The organism is Streptococcus orisratti DSM 15617 (assembly GCF_000380105.1).
GTDB classification, from domain to species: Bacteria; Bacillota; Bacilli; order Lactobacillales; family Streptococcaceae; genus Streptococcus; species Streptococcus orisratti.
This window is the reverse complement of record NZ_KB904471.1, coordinates 20,058-45,789: the sequence shown is the minus strand read 5'-3', so window position 1 is coordinate 45,789 and position 25,732 is coordinate 20,058. Positions and strand designations below refer to the sequence as shown.

Genomic DNA, 25,732 nt, shown 5'->3' with positions numbered 1-25,732 from the left:
ATGCTAGTTCTATTGGGGTTGTAATAGCAGGCATGATTTTCCTTCTTGCGATTCTTTTAGGAACAACTGCGACTTGGCGAAAATTGAAAATGAAATGATAAAAAAGAGGAAAGAAGATGACTGATAGACTTTCTTGGCAAGATTATTTTATGGCAAATGCTGAGCTGATTTCCAAACGTTCGACTTGTGACCGTGCTTTTGTTGGTGCTGTTTTAGTCAAAGATAATCGTATTATTGCCACAGGTTATAATGGCGGTGTTGCTGCTACAGATAATTGTAATGAAGTTGGACATCAAATGGAAGATGGACATTGTATTCGTACTGTTCATGCTGAGATGAATGCTTTGATTCAATGTGCCAAAGAAGGCATTTCAACCAATGGCACGGAAATCTACGTTACGCATTTTCCTTGTATCAATTGCACCAAGGCACTTTTGCAGGCAGGAATTAAAAAAATTACTTATAAACATGCCTATCGTATTCACCCTTTTGCCATTGAACTGATGGAACAAAAAGGCGTTGAATATGTACAACACGATGTACCGGAAGTGCGTCTGGGTATGGATGATAGTTAATAGGTTTTGATTATGGACAATCTGTGATTAGTTAGCCCAATTGGCTATTTTAGGTGGAATTGGAGTAACAACTTTTGCAGTTGGCGGTCTAGCTTTTTCTAAAAAAGACTTACCTCTATAAAATTGACTCACTGTATAGGCAGTGAGTTTTTTTGCGCTTTAGGGTTAAGAACCTGTATTCACAGTTTTGCACTTCCATCTAATACTCAATGAAAATCAAAAGTAGCCTAGGAAACGAAGCCGACGATAGAACTTGAGTTCATCAAGGCAAGTTGACAACGGATAATTTTGATTTTCGAAGAGTATAAGGTTAGTTTTTTTCAAAATACAGGTAGCATTCCCTTGTGAATACAGGTTTTAAACTGATTTCATCAGGGGATAACATAAGTAGCTTGTAAAAGCTCTGCCATTTTTCAAAAGCCTCATAAAACATTTGAGACTCGATGGATTTTATGATAAAATGAAGTGATAAATATTTTATAAGAGGTAATTAACGAATGATTGAAGCAAGTAAGCTTAAAGCAGGTATGACTTTTGAAACAGCAGATGGAAAATTGATCCGTGTTCTTGAAGCTAGTCACCATAAACCAGGTAAAGGTAATACAATCATGCGCATGAAATTGCGTGATGTTCGTACTGGCTCAACTTTTGATACAAGCTATCGTCCAGAAGAAAAGTTTGAACAAGCTATCATTGAGACAGTTCCAGCTCAATACCTTTACAAAATGGATGATACAGCATATTTCATGAATACTGAAACTTACGATCAGTATGAAATTCCAGTTGTTAATGTTGAAAATGAATTGCTTTATATTCTTGAAAATTCTGACGTAAAAATTCAATTTTACGGAACTGAAGTTATTGGTGTTCAAGTTCCTACAACTGTTGAGTTAACTGTTACTGAAACACAACCATCAATCAAAGGTGCTACTGTTACAGGTTCAGGTAAACCAGCTACTCTTGAAACAGGACTTGTGGTTAACGTCCCAGATTTCATTGAAGCGGGTCAAAAATTGATTATCAATACTGCTGAAGGTACTTACGTTTCACGTGCTTAAAATCAGCGATTTCTAAAATAGAGAGGGAAGAGCTATGACAAACGAAAATATTGGTGAAATCGTCATCTCACCACGCGTTTTGGAAGTAATTACAGGCATTGCAACTGCTAAAGTTGATGGGGTTCATTCTCTTCATAATAAAACGGTTGCAGACGGTTTGAGCAAAACTACACTTGGTAAAGGTGTTTACTTGCGCACAGATGAAGATGGTACTGTTAATGCTGACATCTATGTCTATCTACAATATGGTGTAAATGTTCCAGCAGTTTCTATTGCTATCCAACAAGCCGTTAAAGCAGCTGTTTTTGACATGGCAGAAGTCACCATTACTGCGGTTAATGTCCACGTTGTGGGCATTGTTCCAGAAAAGACACCGAAACCAGATTTGAAAGCCTTATTTGATGAGGATTTTCTGGATGACTAAGGTATTTATTGATTCAAGAAGAGATTTACGTGAACGTGCTTTTCAAGCCCTTTTTAGCCTTGAATTTGGTGGTGAAGCTTTAACAGCCACCCAATTTGCCTATGAGTATGACAAAAATTTACCTGAAGATCAGGTTTTAGACATTCCATTATTTTTACTTAATCTGGTAAATGGTGTATGCTCTCATAAAACAGAGTTAGATAGCGTTATTGAAAGTAAATTAAAAGCTGGATGGTCACTATCACGTCTGACCCTGACAGATAAGAATTTATTGCGCCTAGGACTATATGAAATTAACTATTTCGATGAAACGCCAGATCGTGTTGCTGTGAATGAAATTATTGAAATAGCAAAAAAATATTCAGATGACACATCGGCAAAGTTTGTGAATGGTTTGCTAAGCCAATTCGTTCAAAATTAACGAAGTAATGTCAATGATCGCAATTAAAAATACCCCAGAAGTGTCGGTCGCTTCTGGGGTTTATTCGGTTCAATAATGCTAAAGCGTAATTTCCCGACTATAGAGATTATTGAGTCCTTTTATTTTCGCTTTTTTAAACCGTCCTTTGGTGTGGTAAATGGAATACTTTCAGAAACTTGGACATTTGCTACACCCAATTCAGCCAAGGTTTCAAGAAAGGTTTTGACGTAGGTATCTTCTGGAAAGTTTTGTTTGACATTGATAGTGAATTTATCGCTAGCGCAGATCATATTGATAGAAAGGCCGATTGTTCCTGCGCTATAAAGGTGAATACTATCAATATATTGCTCGTTTTCGTTGAGAATAAATTGACCAATATAGCTGATGGTATAGGTGTTGAGGTGGATATTTTCCATGAAAGCTAATAGCTTTTGTTTCTCTTCAAATGATGGTGCTTCATCTAGTTTATTAAAGAGCATTACCATATTGTTGGCTTCTCTTTTACAGAAATCAATATCTTTTTGTTGATTGAGATAGGTACGATAATTAGTTGCAATTTCCTTAAACGTTTTGCTTGTATCGTCTTTAGTGTATGGTAGAATCATTGATTTGACAGTATTTTTAAAGGTGTTTTCATAACCAAGTGCTGCACGCATATCGGTGGCAATGTTAGCATTGATTGGTTTATCAAAATCAGGGAAAAGTTTGGCAATGGTTTGACTGATCGCATAGCTTAGTAAAATGACAGGTGTTGCGTTGTTAACTTTTGCAACTGCCATGTAGTCACTTTGTGGAATGGTAATCTCAAAACGATAGTCGTTGCTGTCATCATTTGGCTTGCTTTCAGGAATTTCATAGGCATCACGAGAGAAAGTTGGAAAGTCTTTGCTGTCATCATAATCGTAAAACTCCCAGAAAGCATCAGCGGTTTCATTTGGTAAAAGTGGCATATCTTTGAGATGAATGCCTTCGGCTTGAGCATTAGGATGATAAAAACGTTGGCAATAGTAGTAAATGACTGTTTCAATGAATGGCTTGACACCGCGACCGTCACAAAGGGCATGGTGAAAAGCAAAATAAGCAGAGTTTTTATGATAAGTTACTTCTACCAAGTGTTCATTAGTACGCAGACTGCCAAGCTTTCCAAGGTTTTTTGTGGGATGTGCAACCATGGCGACAGGATTTTGCACGATGTAAAAGTCACCATCTAATTCAATCAAACGTGTATTGATGTAAGGAAAACGCACTAAAGCATAACGAATGGCTTCAGTTAAATCGCTACCAGAGACACGTTCTTTAAAACGAACCTCAAAAACCTCACTGTCCATGCCTTGGCTCATATAAAGATAAGATTGTCCTGAACGTACCTTATCCAAGCTATCATCAGCAGTTGAGCCTGATTGGTTGATAAGATGTTCTTTACGCATACGATCTAATTTATTGGCTGTTTGTTTTAATTGTTCAAGCATGTGTATACCTCCTATTTATTCTTATTATAAAACATTATGATCAGAATAAAACGACAAGTTTTGCTAGAACTGTTGGTTTTTAAAAATATCATTTAACAAACTAACGAGCATGGCTTCTTTTTGTTCTTCTTGGTAATGCTCATTATAGGAAATAATACATTTATAATTTCTCTTTTACTTCCAACTTTAGTAAAATATTAGATAAATTTTTCAGTTTTAATCTGGTATGGTCAGCGCTTATACGAGATATTGTGCTGTGTTTGCTCTTACCTCAAGTTAAATTTCAGATGGTCATAATAGAAAAATGTAATGACGTATTATGAGGTGATTTCTTTTTGTTTCAACATTTGCGGGCGGCTTCTAACAAGTTTTTTCTTTGGTGCTTCTATTCGTAGATTTCTGCTATAGTACTACAAAAAACTCCATCGTTTCTGAGGAAGGTTAGGCAACACAGAAAAAATGGAGCTTATATTTTATAAAGATAATGCAAAGACTTAGCAAATTCAAAATTTGAAGAAGATGCGAAAAATTAGCATGCCAAACCTACCTAGGAAATCTTTCATTTATTCTAAGGTTGGTGCAAAATCAAGGGTTACTAAAAACTGACTTTTATCTACATTAAACAGGTTCATCAGCTAAATGCTACCGCCTGGGAGTAGGGTGATAGGCAAGACGTAGTCTTTACTTGTTTTTTCACCATTGATTTTTTTGATAAGAACCTCAACAGTTAGTCGAGCAATCTCCTGTACAGGTTGTTGGATGGTTGTGAGTTGTGGGAAATAGTTTTCAATAAATTTAGTGCCATCATACCCAATAATTTTTAAATCATCAGGAATTGACATGTCCAATTGTTTGGCGACCTTCATTGTGAGAATGGCCGTCAGATCATCCGATGTGAAGATGCCATCAGGCTGACGTGTTGCTAAGATAGAACGAATCTCCATTTCACGTCGAATCGTCGAAAGGTTATTTGGAAGCTTGATAATCTCAGATTGTTTATTCAGTTGGTAAGAAAATCCGAGTTGACGTAATCCTGTTGGTGAATCTGTGTTGTCATTACCAGTAATCATGATAATTTTTTTACAACCATTTTTTTGTAGTGTTTTAGCTGCTAATTTTCCACCTTCAAAGTTATCTGAGGAAATTATCGGAATATTAGGGGCAAGATTACGGTCAAAAGCAATAATTGGAGCCTCGACACGTTCGTAATCATCAATACCTAGGTTATGGCTAGAGGAGATGATACCATCAACTTGATTAGCTTCTAGCATTTCAAGGTATTCTTTTTCTTTTATAGGATTATTTTCACTATTGCAGATAATGGATTTATAGCCATGAGCAAAGAGTTCTATCTCAAGGTGCTCAATTAATTCAGAATAGAAGACATTACTGATATTAGGAAAGATAAGCCCAATAAGCTGCGCAGATTTTCCTTGCAGGCTTCTAGCAAGATTGTTGGGCTTGTAGCCAAGGGTTTTCATGGCTTCTCTTACTTTATGGATTGTCTTTTCAGACAAGTATCCTTTGTTATTGATGACGCGCGAAACAGTTGTTGGGCTAACTCCAGCAAGTTTTGCAACGTCTGTTAATTTGGCGACCATTAGTACTTCAGTTCAAAGTATTTACCGGTTGGCTGACCAGAGATTATTTGGATACCATTTTGTTCGTTTTCAGGGAAAACACGACTTGTAAATACTTTTTCTCCTTTGTTAATAAAAATTTCAACGATTGATTTGTCAACAAAAATGTTAGCTGTTGTCTCTTTCTTATCAATGTCACACTGACGAGTTGTACCAAAATCTGTTGCATATTGAATACCCGCTTGGCTTCTATCAAGGATAATCTGACCGTTTTCAGTGTCGATTGTTAGACGAAGTCCATTTCCTTCTCCATCAGAAAAGAGAAGGAGTTCAGATTTTTCACCAGCTGGGAAAGTCAATTCAAGTTCGTAGGTGTTGTTGGTTTTTACTTTATTTGAAAATGTTTCTGATGTTATACGTAAAGTTTTAATCGCATCAACGGGGTATTGATGCAGTTTACCATTCTTTAGAGATAATTCTTTCACCAAACTCATAGCACCTTGATAATCATATTGATCGGTTGGATAATCAACATCAGGTAGTCCTATCCAGCTGACAATTAAAGCCCGTCCATCAGGGGCATTGAAACCTTGTGTGGCATAGGCTTCAAAACCGTAATCAAGATTTTGAATTTGAGAAGCACCAATAAGTTTGGCGTGAGTACTGTCAAACGATTGACAGATTTTGTAGGTGTTCGGATAAATATTTTGATAATCTAATTCTGATTTATCAAGACCTTGTGGACTGTAGAGTAGAATGGGTTTATCATCAACAAAAACAAGATTCGGACATTCAATCATGTACTCTGAACCTGTGCCACCAAAATCCAGATTTCCGATGAATTTCCAATTTTTAACATCATTATTTTCCGCTTTATACAGCTTGATAAATCCCTTTTTGTCAAGACTTTGGGCGCCAACAATGGCATAAAATTGTCCCTTGTAATCAAAAATCTGAGGATCACGGAAATGTTCTGTAACGTCACTGGGTTGTTGAATCAGAACGTCATCGAATTTTTCAATTTTTCCATCTGCATCCATCCAAGCGCCTACTTGAAGAGGATCACGAACCCAATTTTCGTCTCGAACATTGCCTGTATAAAAGAGGAAAAGGCGACCATCAATTTCAAAAGCTGAACCAGAATAAGCCCCATGACTATCGTGAGGATTATCAGGAAGTAAAATAGCACCAGTTTCCTTAAAATGAACAAGATCAGTACTTTCAGTGTGAACCCAAGATTTTAACCCATGGGCTGCACCAAAAGGCCAGTTTTGAAAGAATAAAGTAAATTTCCCGTTAAAAAAGGAAAAGCCATTTGGGTCATTTAAAAGCCCAGTTTTTGGCTCAATGTGATAGGTCGCATGCCAAGGAGAGCGCGCAACATTTTCATTTATTTGTTTGATTTCATCCTCGCTCCAATCTGCGTAGGGGCGGTAACGGACTTCCGTTGGTAGATTCATAAGGATCTCCTTTTCTGTGTAAAACTCTTTATCTATATAGTAAACGTTTTCTACTTAAAAATCAATAATTTAACGCAAAAATCAAAAAAATATGCAAAACGCTTGACATATTTTTAAAAGATGTTAGAATAGATAGTGTAATAAAGTGAAACGCTTTCAAAAAGCGATCGCTGAAAAGAAAAATGTAAAAAGGAGTTACTGTGATGGATTATGCTAAGGTAGCTTCCGACGTTGTTAAAGCAGTCGGAAAAGAAAATCTTGTTGCAGCTGCACATTGTGCGACACGGCTTCGTCTGGTATTGAAGGACGATACAAAAGTTAACCAAAAAGCATTGGATGATAACCCCGATGTTAAAGGTACATTCAAAATTGATGGACAATATCAAGTTATTATTGGTGCCGGAGATGTAAACTTTGTGTATGATGAACTTATTAAAGAAACAGGTCTGTCAGAGGTTTCAACTGATGATTTGAAACAAATTGTCAGCAACGGTAAGAAGTTCAATCCAATTATGGCATTGATAAAATTACTATCAGATATTTTTGTGCCAATCATTCCTGCTCTGGTTGCAGGTGGTTTGTTGATGGCTTTAAGGAACTTTTTGACTTCAGCTGGTTTATTCGGACCTAAGTCAATTGAAGAGATGTACCCTGCAATTAAGGGAATTTCTGCAATGATTCAATTGATGTCAGCTGCACCATTTATGTTCTTACCAGTTTTAGTCGGTATATCGGCGGCAAAAAGATTTGGAGCAAACCAATTTCTAGGTGCTGCGATTGGTATGATTATGACCACTCCAGACCTCGGTGGAGCAAGTGAGTATTGGAATGTCTTTGGTTATCACGTGGCACAAACGAATTATGCCTATCAAGTTATTCCAGTATTAGCAGCTGTATGGTTATTATCAGTATTGGAAAAGTTCTTTCACAAGAGACTTCCATCGTCTGTTGACTTTACCTTTACACCATTACTTTCGGTGATGATTACTGGTTTCTTAACCTTTACTGTTATTGGTCCAGTAATGTTACTTGTATCTAATGGTATTACTGATGCTATTGTTTGGTTGTATAATACAACTGGCTTTATTGGAATGGGTATCTTTGGTGGCACATACTCTCTCATTGTTATGACTGGTCTTCATCAATCATTTCCAGCAATTGAGACACAATTGCTTTCAGCATGGCAAAAGGGTGTCGGATATGGAGATTTCATTTTCGTAGTTGCTTCCATGGCAAACGTTGCACAAGGTGCTGCGACATTTGCTATTTGGTTCTTGACTAAGAACTCTAAAACTAAAGGTTTGGCCTCATCTGCAGGTGTATCGGCACTTCTTGGTATCACTGAGCCTGCTCTATTTGGGGTTAACTTGAAATATCGCTTCCCGTTCTTCTGTGCTTTGATTGGTTCTGCTATTGCAGCGGCAGTGGCAGGATTGCTTAAAGTTGTTGCGGTTTCACTTGGTTCAGCTGGATTCCTAGGTTTCTTGTCAATTAATGCAACCTCTATTCCGTTCTATGTAGTATGTGAACTTATTAGCTTTGCTGCGGCATTTGCAATTACTTACTTCTATGGAAAGACAAAAGCAGCGAGTGTTTTTGAAGCCGAAGCAGCGGTTGCAAGCGTTTCGGTAAATGAAACAGTTGAAGCAAAAACTGTTTCTGATACAGTTGACAATGCTGTTAAGGTAACATCCGAAACAATCTTTGCTCCACTTGCTGGTGAAACAGTTGCTCTTACTTCTGTAAATGATCCAGTTTTTGCTTCAGAAGCAATGGGTAAAGGTATTGCTGTTAAACCAAGTGGAAACACAGTAGTCTCACCAGTTGATGGTACTGTACAAATTGCTTTTGCAACAGGTCACGCTTATGGTATCAAATCAGATAACGGTGCCGAAATTCTCATCCACATTGGTATTGATACAGTTTCTATGGATGGAAAAGGTTTTAATCAAAAAGTGAAAGCTGATCAAAAGGTTAAAAAAGGTGATGTCCTTGGAACATTTGATAGTGCAGCAATTGCGGCAGCAGGTCTTGATGATACAACAATGGTTATCGTGACCAATACAGCTGATTATGCAGATGTTGCTTCAATTGCTTCAGGAAAAGTTGCAACAGGTGATGCTTTATTAGAGGTTAAATAGCCTCCAACTGAGGAGTAGGAAACTATTCCTCTTTTTGCTGATATTAGAGGGGGATTTTCTAAAAATGTGTTCAAACAGAAAGTTGCAACAATCTAAGAAAAAACATATAATAAGTATATACTAATTACTGAACAAGGAGAAGTTATGACGAAACTATACGGAAGCGTGGAAGCTGGAGGTACAAAATTTGTCTGTGCCGTTGGTGATGAAAATTTTGAAGTGGTGGAAAAAGTACAATTTCCTACGACAACGCCTTATGAAACGGTTGAAAAGACCGTTGCTTTCTTTAAACGTTTTGAGGATCAATTAGCAGCAGTTGCTATCGGTTCATTTGGTCCGATTGATATTGATGAAAATTCAGATACTTATGGTTATATTACATCAACACCAAAACCAAATTGGGCTAACGTTGATCTAGTTGGTCTAATTGCCAAAGATTTCAAAATTCCGTTCTATTTTACGACGGATGTTAATAGTTCTGCTTATGGAGAAACTTTGGTGCGCAAGGGTGTGGATAGTCTGGTTTATTATACTATTGGTACAGGTATCGGTGCTGGTGCTATTCAACGTGGTGAGTTTATCGGTGGAAGTGGCCACACAGAAGCTGGTCACACCTATGTCTCACTTCATCCGCATGATGTTGCACGCGAGTTTACAGGTGTTTGTCCTTTCCATAGAGGGTGTTTAGAGGGGATGGCTGCTGGTCCTTCACTTGAAGCACGTACGGGGATTCGTGGAGAGTTGATTGAGAAGAATTCTGATGTTTGGGATGTTCAGGCTTATTATATTGCACAAGCCGCAGTACAGGCTACATTACTTTATCGACCACAAGTAATCGTGTTTGGTGGTGGTGTTATGGCGCAACCACATATGCTTAAACGTGTTCGGGAAAAATTTGATTCGCTATTGAACGGATATCTTCCAGTGCCAGATCTTGAAGATTATATTGTAACACCGGCTATTGCTGAAAATGGCTCAGCAACATTTGGTAATTTTGCTTTAGCTAAGAAAATATCTGAACGATAAGATTGAGTTGGTTATAATTTATAGTTGTTGATTTATTTTGATAAGTTTTAGCATTCACTGTAGCTTTTTATATTGTATAAGGATTGAAATGATTTCAATCCTTTTTAAAATATATATTTTTTATAAAAAAAGACTATACATTTAATCAAGGGAATGGTATAATTAAAACATAAAGATAAGGAGGCTGTTATGGCAATATTGACAATTGATATTGGTGGAACGGCGGTAAAGTATGCTGTCTATGAAGATGATGAATTACACCGTAAATCGTCTTTTAAAACACCAGAAACCTGGGAACAAATGACAGCGCAGTTACTTTCTTTGAAAGAAGAATTTAGTAAAGATTTTCCATTGCAAGGTGTAGCTATCAGTTCACCTGGTGCAGTGGATTCTGAGAATGGTATTGTTAAAGGACTAAGTGCGCTTCCTTATATCCATCACTTCAAAATTTTGGAAGCGCTTGAATCTCTTCTTGGTTTGCCGGTAAGTATTGAAAATGATGCTAACTGTGCTGCTTTGGCTGAACTTACATTCGGAGTGGCAAAGGATGTTAAGGATGCTCTTTTCTTTATTATCGGATCGGGTGTTGGAGGAGCTGTCGTTCTTGATAGGCAGTTGAGAAAAGGTCCAGATTTGTTTGCTGGAGAATTTGGTCTTATGCGACTGACAAGCAAGGATACTTTGAGTGAAACGGTTAGCCCAGTTCAAGTAGCAAAGCGTTACGCTCAAAAACATGGACTAGGTGAATCTTTTTCTGGTAAAGACCTGTTTGATTTGGCTGAACAGGGAGATGTCTCTGCTAATGCAGTTGTCAATCAATTTTATGATGATTTGGCGAGAGGCATTTTCAATACCCTCGTTGTCCTCAACCCTGAGCTGGTTGCAATAGGTGGTGCTGTCTCTGCTGGAAAAAATCTAAGAGAGGCATTGATTCAGCGAATTCAGCAGATTCAAAAAGAAACAGGGGCATCTGATTTATCATTTGAGTTGGAAATTTGTCATTTCAGAAGTGATGCCAACTTGCTCGGTGCAGTGAGTAAGTTTATGTCCACCTTCCCAAATTTGTAATGATTTAATAACTAAAAAGGAGTTTTTATTATGACAAAAGCGTTAATTATCTGTGCATCAGGGATGTCTTCATCTCTAATGGCTAAAAAAACAACGGAACTTTTTCAAAAAGAAGGAAAAGATATTACTGTAGAAGCTATCAGCTCGACCGAAGGCAATAAAGTGATTAGTGAAGCGCAGTTTGATGTTTACCTTATCAGTCCTCAAACAAAAATGTATTTCAATCAATTTGCAGAACTCGGTAAGACAGTTGGTAAACCAGTTGTTCAAGTTCCGCCTCAAGCCTATGTTCCAATTCCAATGGGGGTTGAAAAGATGGCTAAATTGATTATAGATAGCATTTAAAGGGGGTACCATGGATAAAGAAGAATTACAGCTTGCGGCCTTTGGAATTATCCTAAACAGTGGTAATGCTAGAACAACGGTTCACGAGGCTTTTGCTGCTATGCGTGAGGGCGATTTGGACTTAGCAGCTGAAAAACTTGAAACCTCTAATGCAGAATTACTTGAAGCGCACCATGCTCAAACAAAATTGCTGCAAGATTACGCTGGTGGTGTTGAGATTAACATGGAAATTATCATGGTTCATGCTCAAGATCATCTGATGACTACAATGACCCTTCGTGAAGTAGCATTAGAGATGTTGGAGCTCTACAAAAAAGTAGTTTAGCGCATTAAAAAAACTCTACTGATTGATTTACTTTCAATAGAGTTTTTTGATTTGGAGGGAAATAATGGCACAAGAAATTGAAATCAAACAAAGTAAAGAAGCTCTTTCGGTCGTTAAGGAAAATGGGACAGAGGTTCATTATTTTTTATATCCAGAATTTGAAGTACATACAAACAAAATTCCGGCAGGAAGTATTCAAGATTGGCATCGCCATCATCGTATTGAAGAAGTAATTGTCGTTACTAGCGGAAAAATATCTGTAGAGGCAATAGAAAATGAAAAAATAGAAACAAGAGAAGTGAATCAAGGCGATGTTCTGCGTGTGAAAAATAGCATCCATCGACTGGTGAATAGAAATCGTGAATCTGCCTCTTTTATTGTGTTTCGATTTGTTCCTCAAGGAATTGATCAAGCCGATATCATAAAGAATGACAAATGTGACTGCGAAGAACTTGTCAAAACAATGTTGAAAAACTGAACAGAAATAATCTATCTCAGACCTTTTTGATATTTGCTTCGTAGCCTCTGTTTTAATGCTTACTGAAAATCAAAATTAGACCATGCGACGCAGACAGAATTATGTTTCTTTATAATTTTGAGGTAACAGGCTGAAAACCTCTACTGGAGATTTTCTCTCGTCAAATCAAGACAAGAATGTCTGAATTTAACCTTCAAAGAAAAATATCTCCTAACTACTGCATTGTGCGAGGCAAAAGTTTATAAAACATAAAAAGCTGGAACGAAAGTGTCCAGCTTCTTGCGTTTTATAACTGATTTAGTCTTCAAAACCGTTTTGATCAGCAAGTTCTTTGAAAAAGTAACCTGATTTTTTAATAGTACGTTTGCCTTCCTTATCAAGGTCAACGGCGATGAGGCCGTAGCGGTTTTTGTAGGCGTTGGTCCAAGACCAGTTATCCATGCATGTCCACATGTGGTATCCTAGGCAGTTAGCTCCTTCTTGGATAGCTTGATGAAGGTAGCGAAGATGGTCTTTGACAAATTCAATACGGTAGTCATCTTCAATTTGCCCCTTTGCGTTAACATAACGTTCTTCTCCTTCAACTCCCATACCATTTTCTGAGATATAGCAAGGGATATTACCATAGTTGTCACGGACATTAATCATAATATCGTAGATACCCTTTTCGTAAATTTCCCAGCCTCGGTAAGGGTTCATTTTTTTACCTGGCATATCGTAGTTATCAAAGTAATCTTCAGGCATAGGATTTTCAGGATCTTTGTCTGCAGGATTTTCTTTAGCCTTGATACGGCGGGGTTGATAGTAGTTGACACCGAGGATATCGATAGTGTTTTCTTTAATGTTTTCAAGATCTGCGGTGCTATGTTCAGGTACAATGTTGAGTTCTTTGACAATTGTTAAAAGTTCTTCTGGGAATGTGCCGTGAATAGCTGGATCTAGGAAGGAGCGATTGAAGAAGGCATCGGCAATTTGTGCAGCTTTGACATCCTCGGGATTTTTTTCATCGCGTGGGTAGCTTGGGGTCAGGTTGAGAATGATACCGATTTTTCCATCCTGTGTTTCATGATATGCTTTGATGGCAAGTGCGCTAGCGAGTATTTCATTGAAACCAACTTGAACAGCGTGCTTGAGATTTTTTTCATTTGGATAATGGAAGTCGTAGAGATAACCACCTTCAACTGGAACAACAGGCTCATTATGAGTGAACCAATATTTGACACGGTCACCGAAAAGTTCAAAACAGGTTTTGGCAAAAGTGACATAAGCATCGACTGTTTCTCGATTTAACCAGCCTCCTTTTTCTTGCAGAACCATTGGCATATCAAAATGATAAAGGTTTATGAAAGGTTCAATACCGTTTGCAATTTGCTCATCAATATAGGCGTTGTAGAACTTAACAGCTTCGGGATTAATTTCACCGACACCATTTGGAATTAGGCGGCTCCATTGGATGGAAGTACGAAACGAATTGTGTCCAGTTGCTTTCATTAATTGGACATCTTCCTTATAGCGTTTGTAGTTATAAGAGGTTTTATCTGGTCCTACTTGATTAAAGAAACGCTCAGGTTCTTTTTCATACCAGTAATCCCAAATGCTATCGCCTTTTCCATCACCCTCAAAACGCCCTTCAGTTTGAGGCCCGCTTGATGCAGTCCCCCAGAAAAATCCTTTCGGAAAAGTATACTTTGACATAAAATACTCCTTGTTTATTTTTGTTTATAGGTATATTATATATCTTTTTTTAAAAAAATCAATCTTTTTATATAAAATGTATAGATATTTATTTAATAATATTATATAATTTAATCAACAAATAACAAAAAAGGTAGGTAAAACTTATGAATAAGTTTTTAGATGCAATTAGTGCGAAGTTACTTCCGCTAGCGAATGTTCTTGGCTCCAACAGATATTTGGGAGTATTGCGAGATGCTTTCATGTTGGCGTTCCCTATCACTATGTTTGGTTCTATCATTGTTGTTATTAACAATCTGCCATTCTTTAGTGATAATCTAAAAGGAACTTTATATGACTTGTTAGGTAATGGTCAGTTGGCAACGATGTCAATTATGACAGTTTTTGTTGTTTTTGGTATTGGCTACTATCTTTCAAAAAGTTACAACGTTGAGGGGGTCTTTGGTGGAGCAGTTGCTTTGTCTAGTTTCCTTTTGTTGACACCTTTTCACACTCAGACAGATGGTGGAGAAACTGTTTCAAACGTTCTTAGTCTTGATCGTCTAGGAGCTAAAGGAATGTTTCTTGGAATGATTACCGCTTTTATCGCTGCTGAATTGTATAGTCGCTTTAGTAATAAGGGATGGCAAATCAAGATGCCAGAAACGGTACCACCAGCAGTGGCTAAATCATTTGCAGCATTGATTCCTGGCACTTTGACCTTATCAATCTTCTTAGGAATAAATGCTATTGTAACAGGTGTTTTCAATGTTAATCTGCACGATGTTATTTATCAAGTTATCCAAAAACCTTTAGTGGGGCTAGGTTCTAGCCTTGGAGCGACTTTGATTGCTCTGTTCTTTGTTCAATTGTTGTGGTTTTTTGGCCTGCACGGTCAAATTCTCGTTAACTCTGTTATGGATCCAATCTGGAATACACTTAATCTTGAAAACCTTGAAGCATACAATGCTGGAAAAGAAGTTCCGCACATCATTTCAAAAGCATTTATGGAAACCTTCACTGTCGGTCTGGGCGGTTCTGGTATGACCTTAGCAGTTATCATCATCATGGCTTTTGTGTTAAAGAAAAAAATGTACAGAGATGTTGGTCGTTTAGCACTCGGAGCTGGTATTTTTAACGTGAATGAACCTGTTATTTTTGGTCTTCCAATCGTGATGAATGCTACCATTTTGATTCCTTGGTTAATAGCTCCTTTAATTGTAACAACGCTCAATTATTCCGTAATGGCTCTAGGTATTGTTCCAGCGCCAACAGGGGTATCTGTTCCATGGACGGTGCCAGTATTCTTTAGTGGTATGATGGCTACGAACTCTATTATGGGTGGTATTCTCCAACTGATTGATGTGCTTCTGGTTGGTATCATCTGGTATCCATTCCTTCTTGTACTGGACAGACAGGTAGATTCTGAGTTATAATGATGTAATAAGTAATCAAAGTTGCGAGGAAGTAGCTCATGCCCAAGTACGAAGAAATAGCCACAATAATCAGAGAGAGGATTTCCGAAGGAATCTATCCAGTAGATACAAAATTACCCGTTCAGTCAGATTTAGCCAAAGAATTTGGTGTTAGTCGTATGACGGTTAAAAAAGCAATTGAAATCCTAACGATTGAAGGGTTGGTATTTTCGAAACAGGGAAATGGGACAAAGGTTCTTAATTCTTCATTTTGGGATAAGGAAGATGCTAAGTTTCGGCTTAATAACAACAATGGTCTTAGCAAGGATCTGAAGGAACGGGCAGTCAGTTTGAGCAGCGAAGTGATTGAATTTGAGGTTGAATTCCCCAAAAAAGAAGTTTCAGAAAGATTGCAGCTTGATGCAACTGCTCCTGTATATCGCATTGTTCGTCTTCGACTTCTTGATAATCAACCTTATGTTATAGAGCATACTTACATGCCTGTGGATTTAGTACCAGGATTGGATGAGTCCATTTTGAAGAGTTCTATTTATGATTTTCTCATCAATCATCTGGGATTAAAATTTGCCGGTTCTTATAAACACATCACGGCAGATAAGCCTGATAACTATGATAAGCAATACTTGAACTGCAAGGATAATGATCCGACCTTGGAAGTTGAACAAGTTGTTTATTTAGAAAATGGACGTCCGATTGAATATTCACGGAGTCGCAATCGTTTCGACACCAGAGGATACTCACTGTTGGATGTCAAAAATATTTAACATGAATCACTAGGAAACCTGATTGAAATTTGGTTTCTTAGTGATTATTCTTAACTAAAAGAAAAGAGGAGAACAATGTCTGAACCTTTATTTTTGAAATCGCTAATGCACGATAAAATTTGGGGTGGAACCAAGTTGAGAGAGGTTTTTGGATATGATATTCCAACAGAAACTACTGGAGAGTATTGGGCTATTTCCGCTCATCCCAATGGTGTTTCGGTAGTAGCAAATGGTCAATTTGAAGGGCATCAGCTCGATGAACTCTATCGAAATGAACCGACTTTGTTTGGTCATCCAAAAGAGAAAGTCTTTCCCCTACTGACTAAGATTTTAGATGCTAACGATTGGCTTAGCGTCCAAGTCCATCCAGATGATGCCTATGGTTTAGAGCATGAGGGAGAATTGGGAAAGACAGAATGTTGGTACGTTATTGCTGCAGATGAGGGAGCTGAGATTATTTATGGTCACAATGCTAAGTCTAAAGCAGAACTACGTCAGATGATTGAAGAAAAAGATTGGGAGCATTTGCTAACGCGCATTCCAGTCAAAGCTGGTGATTTCTTCTATGTACCAAGTGGAACGATGCACGCCATCGGCAAAGGAATTCTTATTCTTGAAACGCAACAATCTAGTGATACAACTTATCGTGTTTATGATTTTGATCGTAAAGATGCGCAAGGGAACCTTCGTGAATTACATATTGAAAAATCTATTGATGTTTTGAATATCGGAGAGCCTGAAAATAGTGTTCCGGCAACCTTGGAGCTTCATCATCTAAGAACAACTTGTTTAGTTTCAAATCAATTTTTTACAGTTTATAAATGGGAGGTTGAAGGACTTGTTCAAATGCGCCGAGTAGCTCCATATCTTTTGCTTAGTGTGATTGATGGGCAAGGGAGTTTACTTGTTGATAATAAGTTGTACAATCTTCAAAAAGGAAGCCATTTAATCTTACCTCATACGATTTCAGAATGGGAATTTGATGGCAATTTAGAGATGATTGTTAGCCATCCAAACAACGTTTGATAAAAGATTATGAAATACGAGAGTCAAAGCTTGCTTTGGCTCTTTTGAAATGCATACAATCCTTGAATTGACTGTATTTTTGTGATAAAATGAACTGATAAGACTTTCGAAAGGAATTAGGATGGCAAATATTCTACGAACTGTCATTGAAAATGACAAAGGCGAATTAAGAAGATTAGAAAAAATGGCTAAAAAAGTTGAGGCATACGCGGATGAGATGTCTGCCTTATCTGATGAAGCACTACAAGCAAAGACACCAGAATTTAAAGAACGTTATCAAAAAGGAGAAACTTTAGATCAGCTTTTACCGGAAGCTTTTGCAGTTGTTCGTGAAGCGGCAAAACGTGTTTTAGGGCTCTATCCTTATCATGTTCAGATTATGGGGGGGATTGTTCTCCATAACGGTGATGTTCCAGAAATGCGTACTGGTGAAGGTAAGACTTTGACAGCTACTATGCCGGTTTATTTAAATGCACTTGCTGGAGAAGGGGTTCATGTTATTACAGTTAACGAATATCTTTCAACACGTGATGCAACTGAAATGGGTGAAGTTTATAGCTGGCTTGGTCTTTCTGTAGGGATTAACCTTGCCGCAAAATCACCTGCTGAAAAACGTGAAGCCTACAATTGTGATATCACCTATTCGACTAACTCAGAGGTAGGCTTTGATTACCTTCGTGATAATATGGTTGTTCGTGCAGAAGACATGGTGCAACGTCCGCTTAACTTTGCACTTGTCGACGAAGTTGACTCTGTTTTGATTGATGAGGCACGTACTCCTCTGATTGTTTCAGGGGCAGTTAGCTCAGAAACAAGTCAGCTTTATATTAGGGCAGACCGATTTGTGAAAACGTTGGAAAGTACAGACTATATCATAGATGTTCCAACAAAAACCATTGGTTTGACTGATTATGGTATTGATAAAGCGGAAGATTATTTCCATTTGGAAAATCTTTATGACCTTGAAAATGTTGCTTTGACTCACTACATTGACAATGCTTTGCGTGCAAATTACATTATGCTTCTGGACATTGACTATGTGGTTTCTGAAGATGGAGAAATTCTCATCGTTGACCAATTTACTGGTCGTACCATGCCAGGACGCCGCTTCTCAGATGGTCTTCATCAGGCTATTGAAGCTAAAGAAGGGGTTAGAATCCAAGAAGAGTCAAAAACAAGTGCGTCCATCACCTATCAAAACATGTTCCGCATGTATAAAAAATTAGCAGGGATGACGGGTACAGCGAAAACAGAAGAAGAAGAATTTCGTGAAGTTTACAACATGCGAATTATTCCAATTCCGACAAATCGTCCAGTTATTCGTATTGATAACACTGACCTTCTTTACCCAACATTGGAAGCTAAATTTAGAGCAGTAATTGAAGATGTGAAAGAACGCCATGCCAAAGGGCAGCCTGTTCTTGTTGGTACAGTAGCGGTTGAAACTTCTGATTTAATTTCTAAAAAGTTGGTTGAAGCTGGTATTCCGCATGAAGTTCTTAATGCTAAAAACCACTTTAAGGAAGCTCAAATCATCATGAACGCTGGACAGCGCGGAGCTGTTACTATAGCTACCAACATGGCTGGTCGTGGTACTGATATTAAGTTGGGCGAGGGTGTACGTGAACTCGGCGGACTCTGTGTTATTGGTACAGAGCGCCATGAAAGCCGTCGTATTGACAATCAGCTACGCGGACGTTCAGGACGTCAAGGTGATCCAGGAGAATCACAATTTTATCTCTCACTTGAAGATGATTTGATGCGCCGTTTTGGCTCAGATCGCATTAAAGTTTTCATGGAACGTTTGAGTGATGGTGAAGAGGACGTGGTTATTAAATCACGTATGTTAACTAAACAAGTTGAAGGCGCTCAAAAACGTGTTGAAGGTAACAACTACGATACACGTAAACAAGTCCTCCAATACGATGATGTTATGCGCGAACAACGTGAAATCATTTATGCGGAGCGTCGCGATGTTATCACTGCTGAACGTGATCTTGGCCCTGAAATTAAAGCTATGATTAAACGAACTATCAATAGGACTGTTGATGGACATAGTAGCAACGATCGAAAAGAAGCCCTAGAAGCTATTTTAAATTTTGCTAAAACAAGTTTGGTTCCAGAAGAATCAATCACCCTATCGGACATTGAAGAATTGAAATTTAGTGAAATAAAATCTGAACTTTACGACCGTGCATTAGCAGTCTATGACAGCCAGATGGCTAAGTTGCGTGATGAAGATGCTAAACTGGAATTCCAAAAAGTCCTAATTTTGATGGTTGTTGACAATAAATGGACTGATCATATTGATGCTCTTGATCAATTGCGACAAGCTGTAGGACTTCGAGGCTACGCTCAAAACAATCCAGTTGTTGAGTATCAGTCTGAAGGATTCCGCATGTTCCAAGATATGATTGGTTCAATTGAATTTGATGTGACTCGTACCATGATGAAAGCACAAATTCATGAACGCGAACGTGAACATGCTAGCCAAAAGGCAACCACAACAGCAGAAAAAAATATCTCAGCTCAGACTATCTCTGAGGGAACACAAGAAACTACAGAATTTAAAAATGTTGGTCGTAATGACCTCTGTCCATGTGGTTCTGGGAAAAAATTTAAAAACTGTCATGGACGTAAAAAGTTTTAGAGATGTGGCTTTGTGCTGAAAATTCTGAAAAATTTCTTGAAAAAGAGTTCTAAAATGGTATAATAGAAAAAATTTAAAAATTTCAATAGATTGATTTAGATACTTTTTTCGGTGACCGCACAAGGAGTGTGTCTAAAGCACTTTTAAAATCTATTGGTTTACATATTCAGTAAGTTGAAAGGGAAAAACAATGTCATTTAAGGCTCTTGGTGATAAAATTGATTTCAAAAAGGTTAAAGAAGAATCAACTTTAACTGGTAGTATTCTTGCAAATAAAGAGGCGCGTGATCGTGAATTAGAAGCTATTATTAAAGGTGAAGATGACCGCTTACTTTTGGTCATTGGACCTTGTTCATCAGATAACGAAGAAGCTGTCCTAGATTATGCTAACCGCTTGGCAAAACTCCAAGAAGAAGTTAAGGAACGTGTTTTCATGGTTATGCGTGTCTATACTGCTAAACCACGAACAAATGGTGATGGCTATAAAGGTCTTGTCCATCAACCAGATGCACAGGGTGAGCCTAATCTGATTAATGGTATTCGTGCAGTTAGAAACTTGCACTATCGTGTCATTACAGAAACAGGTTTAACAACAGCTGATGAAATGCTCTATCCTGAAAATTTACCACTTATTGATGATTTGGTATCCTATATTGCCATCGGAGCACGCTCAGTAGAAAATCAGCAACACCGTTTTGTAGCATCAGGTATTGATGTGCCTACAGGCATGAAAAATCCTACTTCAGGAAATCTTAATATCATGTTTAATGGGATTTACGCGGCCCAATCTTCACAGAATTTCTTGTTTAACGGTGAAGAAGTTGAGACTTCAGGAAATCCTCTAGCTCATGCTATTTTGCGTGGTGCAGTTAATGAATACGGGAAAAATATTCCAAACTATTACTACGATAATTTGCTTGATAGCATTGAACAGTATGAGAAAATGGGACTGGAAAATCCGTTTATCATTATTGATACCAACCACGATAATTCAGGTAAGAATTATTTGGAACAAATTCGTATTGTCCGTCAAACTTTAATTAATCAAGACTGGAATGATAAAATTAGGAAATATGTTCGTGGCTTCATGATTGAGTCATATTTAGAAGACGGTCGTCAAAATCAGCCTGATGTCTACGGAAAATCTATCACTGACCCTTGTTTAGGTTGGGATAAGACTGAGGAACTTATTCGTGAAATTTACAAGACTTTAGGAGAATAAGATGGGAATACATCAAAAAAGTGAAAGTATTAACATTTCACAGGTTAAGCAACTTTCTAAACTTGAAGGCGAATTTTTAACGCGGAAAGAGTTAAGAGATCAGGAATTGCAGGCTATTATCAATGGAGATGATCAACGTCTGCTATTGGTTATAGGTCCTTGCTCATCTGATAATGAAGAGGCTGTTCTGGAATACGCCAGACGTCTGTCTGCCCTTCAAAAAGAAGTTGATGATAAAATTTTTATGGTTATGCGAGTTTATACTGCTAAGCCGCGGACAAATGGTGATGGCTATAAAGGTATGATGCATCAACCAGATACTTCCAAGTTGCCTGATTTGATTAACGGTATTGCTGCTGTACGTCATTTACACTACCGTGTCATTACTGAAACGGGGTTGACAACAGCCGATGAAATGCTCTATCCAGCTAATTTGCCACTCGTAGATGATTTGGTATCGTATCACGCGATTGGTGCCCGCTCGGTTGAAGATCAGGAACATCGCTTCGTCGCTTCTGGAATTGATGCTCCGACCGGAATGAAAAATCCTACCTCAGGAAACCTTAATGTCATGTTCAATGCCATTTACGCAGCTCAAAATTCACAAAATTTCATTTACCATAATGCAGAGGTGGAGACGGATGGTAATCCTTTAGCACACGCCATCTTACGTGGTGCAACCAATGAACATGGTGAAAATGAACCCAACTATTACTACGATACCTTGGTAAAGGCAATAGCTAGTTATAAAAAAATGGGCTTGAAGAATCCTTTTATCGTTTTAGATACTAACCATGATAATTCAGGTAAAGACTATTTGGAGCAAGTTCGTATTGTGCGTCAAACGTTGACAAATCGCGAATGGAATGAAGATATTCGTCGTTATGTTCGTGGTTTCATGATTGAATCTTATTTGGAAGATGGACGTCAAAATAGTCCTGAAGTATTTGGAAAATCAATTACAGATCCATGCTTAGGTTGGGATAAGACCGAAAAATTAATCCATGAAATCTATGCTACATTAAGTCAAACATCTAGTGAAGATATTATTGTTAAAGACTAAGACATGATAAAGGAGTGGAGCTGGGAAAAATCTCAGCTTCTTCCTTTTGTGCATTATAAGAGGAGTAACTATGATAATAGGACATGGAATTGATTTACAGGATATTTCCGAAGTAAAAAAAGCTTATCAAAAAAATCCTAAATTTGCCCAACGTGTTTTGACTGATAATGAACTAGCTATATTTTTGTCGTTTAAGTCCGATAAGCGACAAATCGAATTTCTAGCGGGTCGCTGGGCTGCCAAGGAAGCTTTTTCAAAAGCTGTGGGAACAGGTATTGGAAAACTTGGCTTTCATGACATAGAGATTTTGCCTGATGAGAAAAAACGCCCTTCTGTAACTAAGTCTCCTTTTGGTGGAACTGTTTTTTTGTCCATTGCGCATAGTGGCGGTTTTGCACAAGCAAGTGTTATCTTAGAAGAAAAGTAAAAATCAGTTTTTTGTTAGTAATAATATAGTCTTTGAGGTTACTTTTATCTAGTAGAAAGTAGCATAGCAATCGTAGTGTACTGTCTAGCTATGTTGATGAAAGGGAGTGGTTCTAGCTTCCCTCCATCATAGCGGACGTATGTTGTACTAGAGCATGGCAAAGCAATTTCCAATAATTAGCTGAATTATCGGAAGAGAAAAAGCGGGAAATAAAGTTTAAGCCATTAAAGATAAGCAAAAAGAGTATAATGTTGAGTAAAAGTGACTAAAAGCCTTTTTTGATTGTTGGCTTTTTGAAAGAAGGAGGAAATCAGATGATTTCAAGTTTTCATCGCCCTACCAAGGCGATCATTGATTTGAATGCTATTTCAGAAAATATAAAGGTAGTACAGAAGCATATTCCACAAGGAAAAAAAAGCTTTGCAGTTGTCAAGGCAAATGCCTATGGTCATGGGGCTGTTAAAGTTGCTAAGCATGTGCATTCCTTAGTTGATGGATTTTGTGTTTCAAATATTGATGAAGCTTTAGAGCTGCGTGAGGCAGATATAGAAGAAGCTATTTTGATACTAGGGGTTGTCATGCCTGACGAAGTACCTTTGGCTGTTAAATGTAACATTAGCATAGCAGTTGCGAGCTTAGAATGGTTAGAATTAGCTTTATCAGAAGGAATTTCGTTGAAGGGGCTCAAAGCTCATGTTAAAGTGGATTCTGGCATGGGACGCATTGGTGTACGTTCTTTAGATGATGCAGAAAAACTAATTGCTGGTCTAAAAAAGGCTGGTGCTGAAGTCGAAGGAATTTTTACGCATTTTGCAACGGCTGATGAAGTTGATCAGACAAAATTCAATGAACAGTTACAGTTCTTCACCAATTTAGTCAACAATCTTTCAGATAAACCTACCCTAGTTCATGCTAGTAACTCAGCTACTAGTATTTGGCATAGTGAAACAATTTTTAACGCTGTTCGCTTAGGAATTGTCATTTATGGTTTAAATCCAAGTGGAACGGAACTGGCTTTACCTTACCCTTTAAAACCATCTTTGCGCTTAGAATCTGTCTTAGTCCATGTTAAGGAAATTGCTCCAGGTTCAAGTGTTGGTTATGGGGCAACTTATGTAGCTAAAGAAAAACAATTTATTGGAACCATTCCGATTGGTTATGCAGATGGCTGGACAAGAGATTTGCAAGGCTTTTCAGTTCTAATTGATGGGCAATTTTGTGAAATTGTAGGGCGTGTTTCAATGGATCAGATTACAGTTAGACTACCTAAGAATTATCCGTTGGGGACACAGGTCGTTTTAATTGGTCATGAAGGGGATCATGAAATTTCAGCAACAGATGTGGCTCAGAAACGTAAGACAATCAACTACGAAGTTTTGTGCCTATTGAGTGATCGTATTCCTAGGTATTATGAGTAGTGCTAATACGATAGAAATATTAGGAAAAATTAGCATTTTGTGATATAATGATAGCAATAGGTATGTCTTAGAAAGGACAAATTATGACAAAGAATAAGATGAGCGCACTAGGTTTATTAGTTATTCTACTGTCTTCAAATGTATCGAGTTTCCCTGTATTAGCTGAAGAAGTTAGCACTGAAAGTACGGCTGTTTCAACTCAAGAAAGTGTTCCGGAGTTATCTGAAACCACAACAGAAGCAGCAATTGTTTCAAATAATTTACAGACAAGTTTACCAGTAGGGACAGATATAGTAGAGACAATCTTGAATCCTAATCCTGAAACGACGAATAATGAAACCTCTGGTTCAACCGATGTAAAAAGTGAAGTTAGCTCTTCAAATTCTGTCGGGACAGTCACGAAAAATTCTAGTGATGTTTCGCAGACTGAAAGTACTACACTTCCAAGTTCATCATCAGAAACCAATGAGACACTTCCTTCTTCGTCACAAGAGGTAAAATCAGATAAGGTAGAAACTTCTAGTACTCCATCTAGTGGAACTAATTCAGAGCGAGTAGTCACATCTTCTGAAACTCCGATAGAGACACAGCTTCAGCAATCCATCCAACCCACACTTGGACAGTTTAATTCTTTTTACGCTGTATCAAATAACTACGAGGACACCGTTCTTGATGATAACAATATATTAACGTACACAACTTATGTTGAGCATTGGTCTGGTAAGGATGCTTATAGTCATAATTTATTGTCACATCGCTATGGTATTACCGCTGAGCAGTTAGATGGTTTTTTGAAATCTACAGGAATTGCTTACGACAGCCAACGTATCAATGGTACTAAATTGTTAGAGTGGGAAAAAAAGAGTGGATTGGACGTTCGTGCTATTGTAGCAATTGCTATGGCTGAAAGTTCACTTGGAACTCAGGGAATAGCTACATATCGTGGTGCCAATATGTTTGGGTATGCTGCCTTTGATTTATCTCCCGAAACTGCTTTGAATTTTAATGATGATAGGGCTATTCGTAAGTTGGCTACTGAAACCATTATCAAAAATAAAAACTTAACTTTCCAAGTTCAAGATCAAAAGGCACAAAAGGCTGCTTCGGGTCTTCTTAACCTTGCGGTGGATGGTGGAGTTTATTTTACTGATATTTCTGGTACAGGTCAACGACGTGCTCAAATTATGGAGAATTTGGATCGCTGGATTGATGAGCATGGAGGAACACCTGAAATCCCTGAAGAATTACGTCAACTCGACACTGTTAGTTTGACAAGTATTCCTGAAGGTTTTGATGTTGATATTGCAGTTAATACAACACTTTACAGTGCAACAAGTTACGCTTGGGGAGAATGTACTTGGTATGTTTACAACCGCGCTAAGGAACTTGGTTATAGTTTTGACCCTTACATGGGTAACGGTGGTGACTGGCGATTGAAAGCTGGTTATGAAACAACTCATGAACCAAAAGTTGGTTATGCGGTTTCTTTCGCTCCTGGTCAGGCAGGTGCTGATGGCACATACGGTCACGTAGCCATTGTTGAGCAGGTAAGAGAAGACGGTTCAATTCTCATTTCTGAATCGAATGCTGTTGGACGTGGTGTGGTGTCGTACCGTACTTTTACTGCAGCCCAAGCTAGCCAATTGACATATGTTATTGGACAAAAATAAATCTGAAAGACG

The 25,732-nt window shown here is 38.0% G+C and carries 23 protein-coding genes; 19 read left to right on the top strand and 4 right to left on the bottom strand.

Features of this window, described 5'->3' with window-relative positions; genetic code table 11:
• The first annotated feature begins 116 nt into the window (after positions 1 to 116).
• The 4 genes from A3I7_RS0106450 to nusB all read left to right on the top strand — a co-directional run bounded on the left by A3I7_RS0106450 (position 117) and on the right by nusB (position 2,478).
• Positions 117 to 575, top strand: a complete 459-nt coding sequence (locus tag A3I7_RS0106450; protein ID WP_018375970.1) for a deoxycytidylate deaminase — start codon at positions 117 to 119, stop codon at positions 573 to 575.
• A gap of 497 nt (positions 576 to 1,072) precedes the next feature.
• Positions 1,073 to 1,633: an elongation factor P gene (gene efp / locus A3I7_RS0106445; RefSeq protein ID WP_018375969.1), complete on the top strand. Its 561-nt coding sequence runs from the start codon at positions 1,073 to 1,075 to the stop codon at positions 1,631 to 1,633.
• A gap of 34 nt (positions 1,634 to 1,667) precedes the next feature.
• Complete coding sequence (locus A3I7_RS0106440) at positions 1,668 to 2,057, top strand: Asp23/Gls24 family envelope stress response protein (RefSeq protein ID WP_018375968.1); 390 nt, start codon at positions 1,668 to 1,670, stop codon at positions 2,055 to 2,057.
• The gene (gene nusB, locus A3I7_RS0106435; protein WP_018375967.1) at positions 2,050 to 2,478 is read left to right on the top strand and encodes a transcription antitermination factor NusB; all 429 of its coding nucleotides are present in this window, start codon (positions 2,050 to 2,052) and stop codon (positions 2,476 to 2,478) included. The genes A3I7_RS0106440 and nusB overlap by 8 nt, the downstream gene beginning before the upstream one ends.
• 119 nt (positions 2,479 to 2,597) lie before the next feature.
• On the opposite strand, the gene A3I7_RS0106430 is transcribed toward nusB, so the two are convergent.
• From A3I7_RS0106430 to A3I7_RS0106420, 3 genes are all read right to left on the bottom strand, one after another.
• Entirely contained in the window at positions 2,598 to 3,947 is a 1,350-nt protein-coding gene (locus tag A3I7_RS0106430; RefSeq protein ID WP_018375966.1) for a hypothetical protein, read from the bottom strand.
• Between the two features lie 635 nt (positions 3,948 to 4,582).
• On the bottom strand, positions 4,583 to 5,548 hold the full coding sequence (locus tag A3I7_RS0106425; RefSeq protein ID WP_018375965.1) for a LacI family DNA-binding transcriptional regulator: 966 nt from the start codon (positions 5,546 to 5,548) through the stop codon (positions 4,583 to 4,585).
• Complete coding sequence (locus A3I7_RS0106420) at positions 5,548 to 6,987, bottom strand: sucrose-6-phosphate hydrolase (RefSeq protein WP_018375964.1); 1,440 nt, start codon at positions 6,985 to 6,987, stop codon at positions 5,548 to 5,550. Before A3I7_RS0106420 ends, A3I7_RS0106425 begins: the two co-directional genes overlap by 1 nt.
• Before the next feature lie 203 nt (positions 6,988 to 7,190).
• Here A3I7_RS0106420 and A3I7_RS0106415 point away from each other — a divergent pair, with 203 nt between their 5' ends.
• From A3I7_RS0106415 to A3I7_RS0106390, 6 genes are all read left to right on the top strand, one after another.
• Positions 7,191 to 9,128, top strand: a complete 1,938-nt coding sequence (locus A3I7_RS0106415) for a sucrose-specific PTS transporter subunit IIBC (protein WP_018375963.1) — start codon at positions 7,191 to 7,193, stop codon at positions 9,126 to 9,128.
• Positions 9,129 to 9,272: 144 nt separating this feature from the next.
• Positions 9,273 to 10,154 (top strand): fructokinase ScrK, encoded by an 882-nt coding sequence (scrK, locus tag A3I7_RS0106410; RefSeq protein WP_018375962.1) that lies wholly within the window; start codon positions 9,273 to 9,275, stop codon positions 10,152 to 10,154.
• A 189-nt stretch (positions 10,155 to 10,343) separates the two neighbouring features.
• Entirely contained in the window at positions 10,344 to 11,222 is an 879-nt protein-coding gene (locus tag A3I7_RS0106405; RefSeq protein WP_018375961.1) for an ROK family protein, read from the top strand.
• Positions 11,223 to 11,252: 30 nt separating this feature from the next.
• Complete coding sequence (locus tag A3I7_RS0106400; protein ID WP_018375960.1) at positions 11,253 to 11,567, top strand: PTS cellobiose transporter subunit IIB; 315 nt, start codon at positions 11,253 to 11,255, stop codon at positions 11,565 to 11,567.
• A gap of 10 nt (positions 11,568 to 11,577) precedes the next feature.
• Positions 11,578 to 11,892, top strand: a complete 315-nt coding sequence (locus A3I7_RS0106395) for a PTS cellobiose transporter subunit IIA (protein ID WP_018375959.1) — start codon at positions 11,578 to 11,580, stop codon at positions 11,890 to 11,892.
• A gap of 64 nt (positions 11,893 to 11,956) precedes the next feature.
• Positions 11,957 to 12,370, top strand: coding sequence for a cupin domain-containing protein (locus tag A3I7_RS0106390; protein ID WP_018375958.1), 414 nt, complete (start codon positions 11,957 to 11,959; stop codon positions 12,368 to 12,370).
• Between the two features lie 297 nt (positions 12,371 to 12,667).
• Here the strand turns inward: A3I7_RS0106390 and A3I7_RS0106385 are convergent, their stop codons facing one another.
• Positions 12,668 to 14,065, bottom strand: coding sequence for a glycoside hydrolase family 1 protein (locus A3I7_RS0106385; RefSeq protein ID WP_018375957.1), 1,398 nt, complete (start codon positions 14,063 to 14,065; stop codon positions 12,668 to 12,670).
• Positions 14,066 to 14,211: 146 nt separating this feature from the next.
• On the opposite strand from A3I7_RS0106385, the gene celB reads away from it, so the two are divergent.
• From celB to A3I7_RS0106340, 9 genes are all read left to right on the top strand, one after another.
• Entirely contained in the window at positions 14,212 to 15,480 is a 1,269-nt protein-coding gene (celB, locus tag A3I7_RS0106380; RefSeq protein WP_018375956.1) for a PTS cellobiose transporter subunit IIC, read from the top strand.
• A gap of 38 nt (positions 15,481 to 15,518) precedes the next feature.
• Entirely contained in the window at positions 15,519 to 16,244 is a 726-nt protein-coding gene (locus tag A3I7_RS0106375; protein ID WP_018375955.1) for a GntR family transcriptional regulator, read from the top strand.
• 75 nt (positions 16,245 to 16,319) lie between these two features.
• Positions 16,320 to 17,270: a mannose-6-phosphate isomerase, class I gene (manA, locus tag A3I7_RS0106370; RefSeq protein ID WP_018375954.1), complete on the top strand. Its 951-nt coding sequence runs from the start codon at positions 16,320 to 16,322 to the stop codon at positions 17,268 to 17,270.
• 121 nt (positions 17,271 to 17,391) lie between these two features.
• A complete protein-coding gene (secA, locus tag A3I7_RS0106365; RefSeq protein WP_018375953.1) occupies positions 17,392 to 19,920 on the top strand; it encodes a preprotein translocase subunit SecA in 2,529 nt (842 codons plus the stop codon).
• A gap of 190 nt (positions 19,921 to 20,110) precedes the next feature.
• Complete coding sequence (locus A3I7_RS0106360; RefSeq protein WP_018375952.1) at positions 20,111 to 21,142, top strand: 3-deoxy-7-phosphoheptulonate synthase; 1,032 nt, start codon at positions 20,111 to 20,113, stop codon at positions 21,140 to 21,142.
• A 1-nt stretch (position 21,143) separates the two neighbouring features.
• Complete coding sequence (locus tag A3I7_RS0106355; protein WP_018375951.1) at positions 21,144 to 22,205, top strand: 3-deoxy-7-phosphoheptulonate synthase; 1,062 nt, start codon at positions 21,144 to 21,146, stop codon at positions 22,203 to 22,205.
• A 70-nt stretch (positions 22,206 to 22,275) separates the two neighbouring features.
• The gene (acpS, locus tag A3I7_RS0106350) at positions 22,276 to 22,632 is read left to right on the top strand and encodes a holo-ACP synthase (RefSeq protein ID WP_018375950.1); all 357 of its coding nucleotides are present in this window, start codon (positions 22,276 to 22,278) and stop codon (positions 22,630 to 22,632) included.
• 314 nt (positions 22,633 to 22,946) lie between these two features.
• The gene (gene alr, locus A3I7_RS0106345; RefSeq protein ID WP_018375949.1) at positions 22,947 to 24,050 is read left to right on the top strand and encodes an alanine racemase; all 1,104 of its coding nucleotides are present in this window, start codon (positions 22,947 to 22,949) and stop codon (positions 24,048 to 24,050) included.
• Between the two features lie 245 nt (positions 24,051 to 24,295).
• On the top strand, positions 24,296 to 25,720 hold the full coding sequence (locus A3I7_RS0106340; protein ID WP_033418614.1) for a CHAP domain-containing protein: 1,425 nt from the start codon (positions 24,296 to 24,298) through the stop codon (positions 25,718 to 25,720).
• Positions 25,721 to 25,732: the final 12 nt, after the last annotated feature.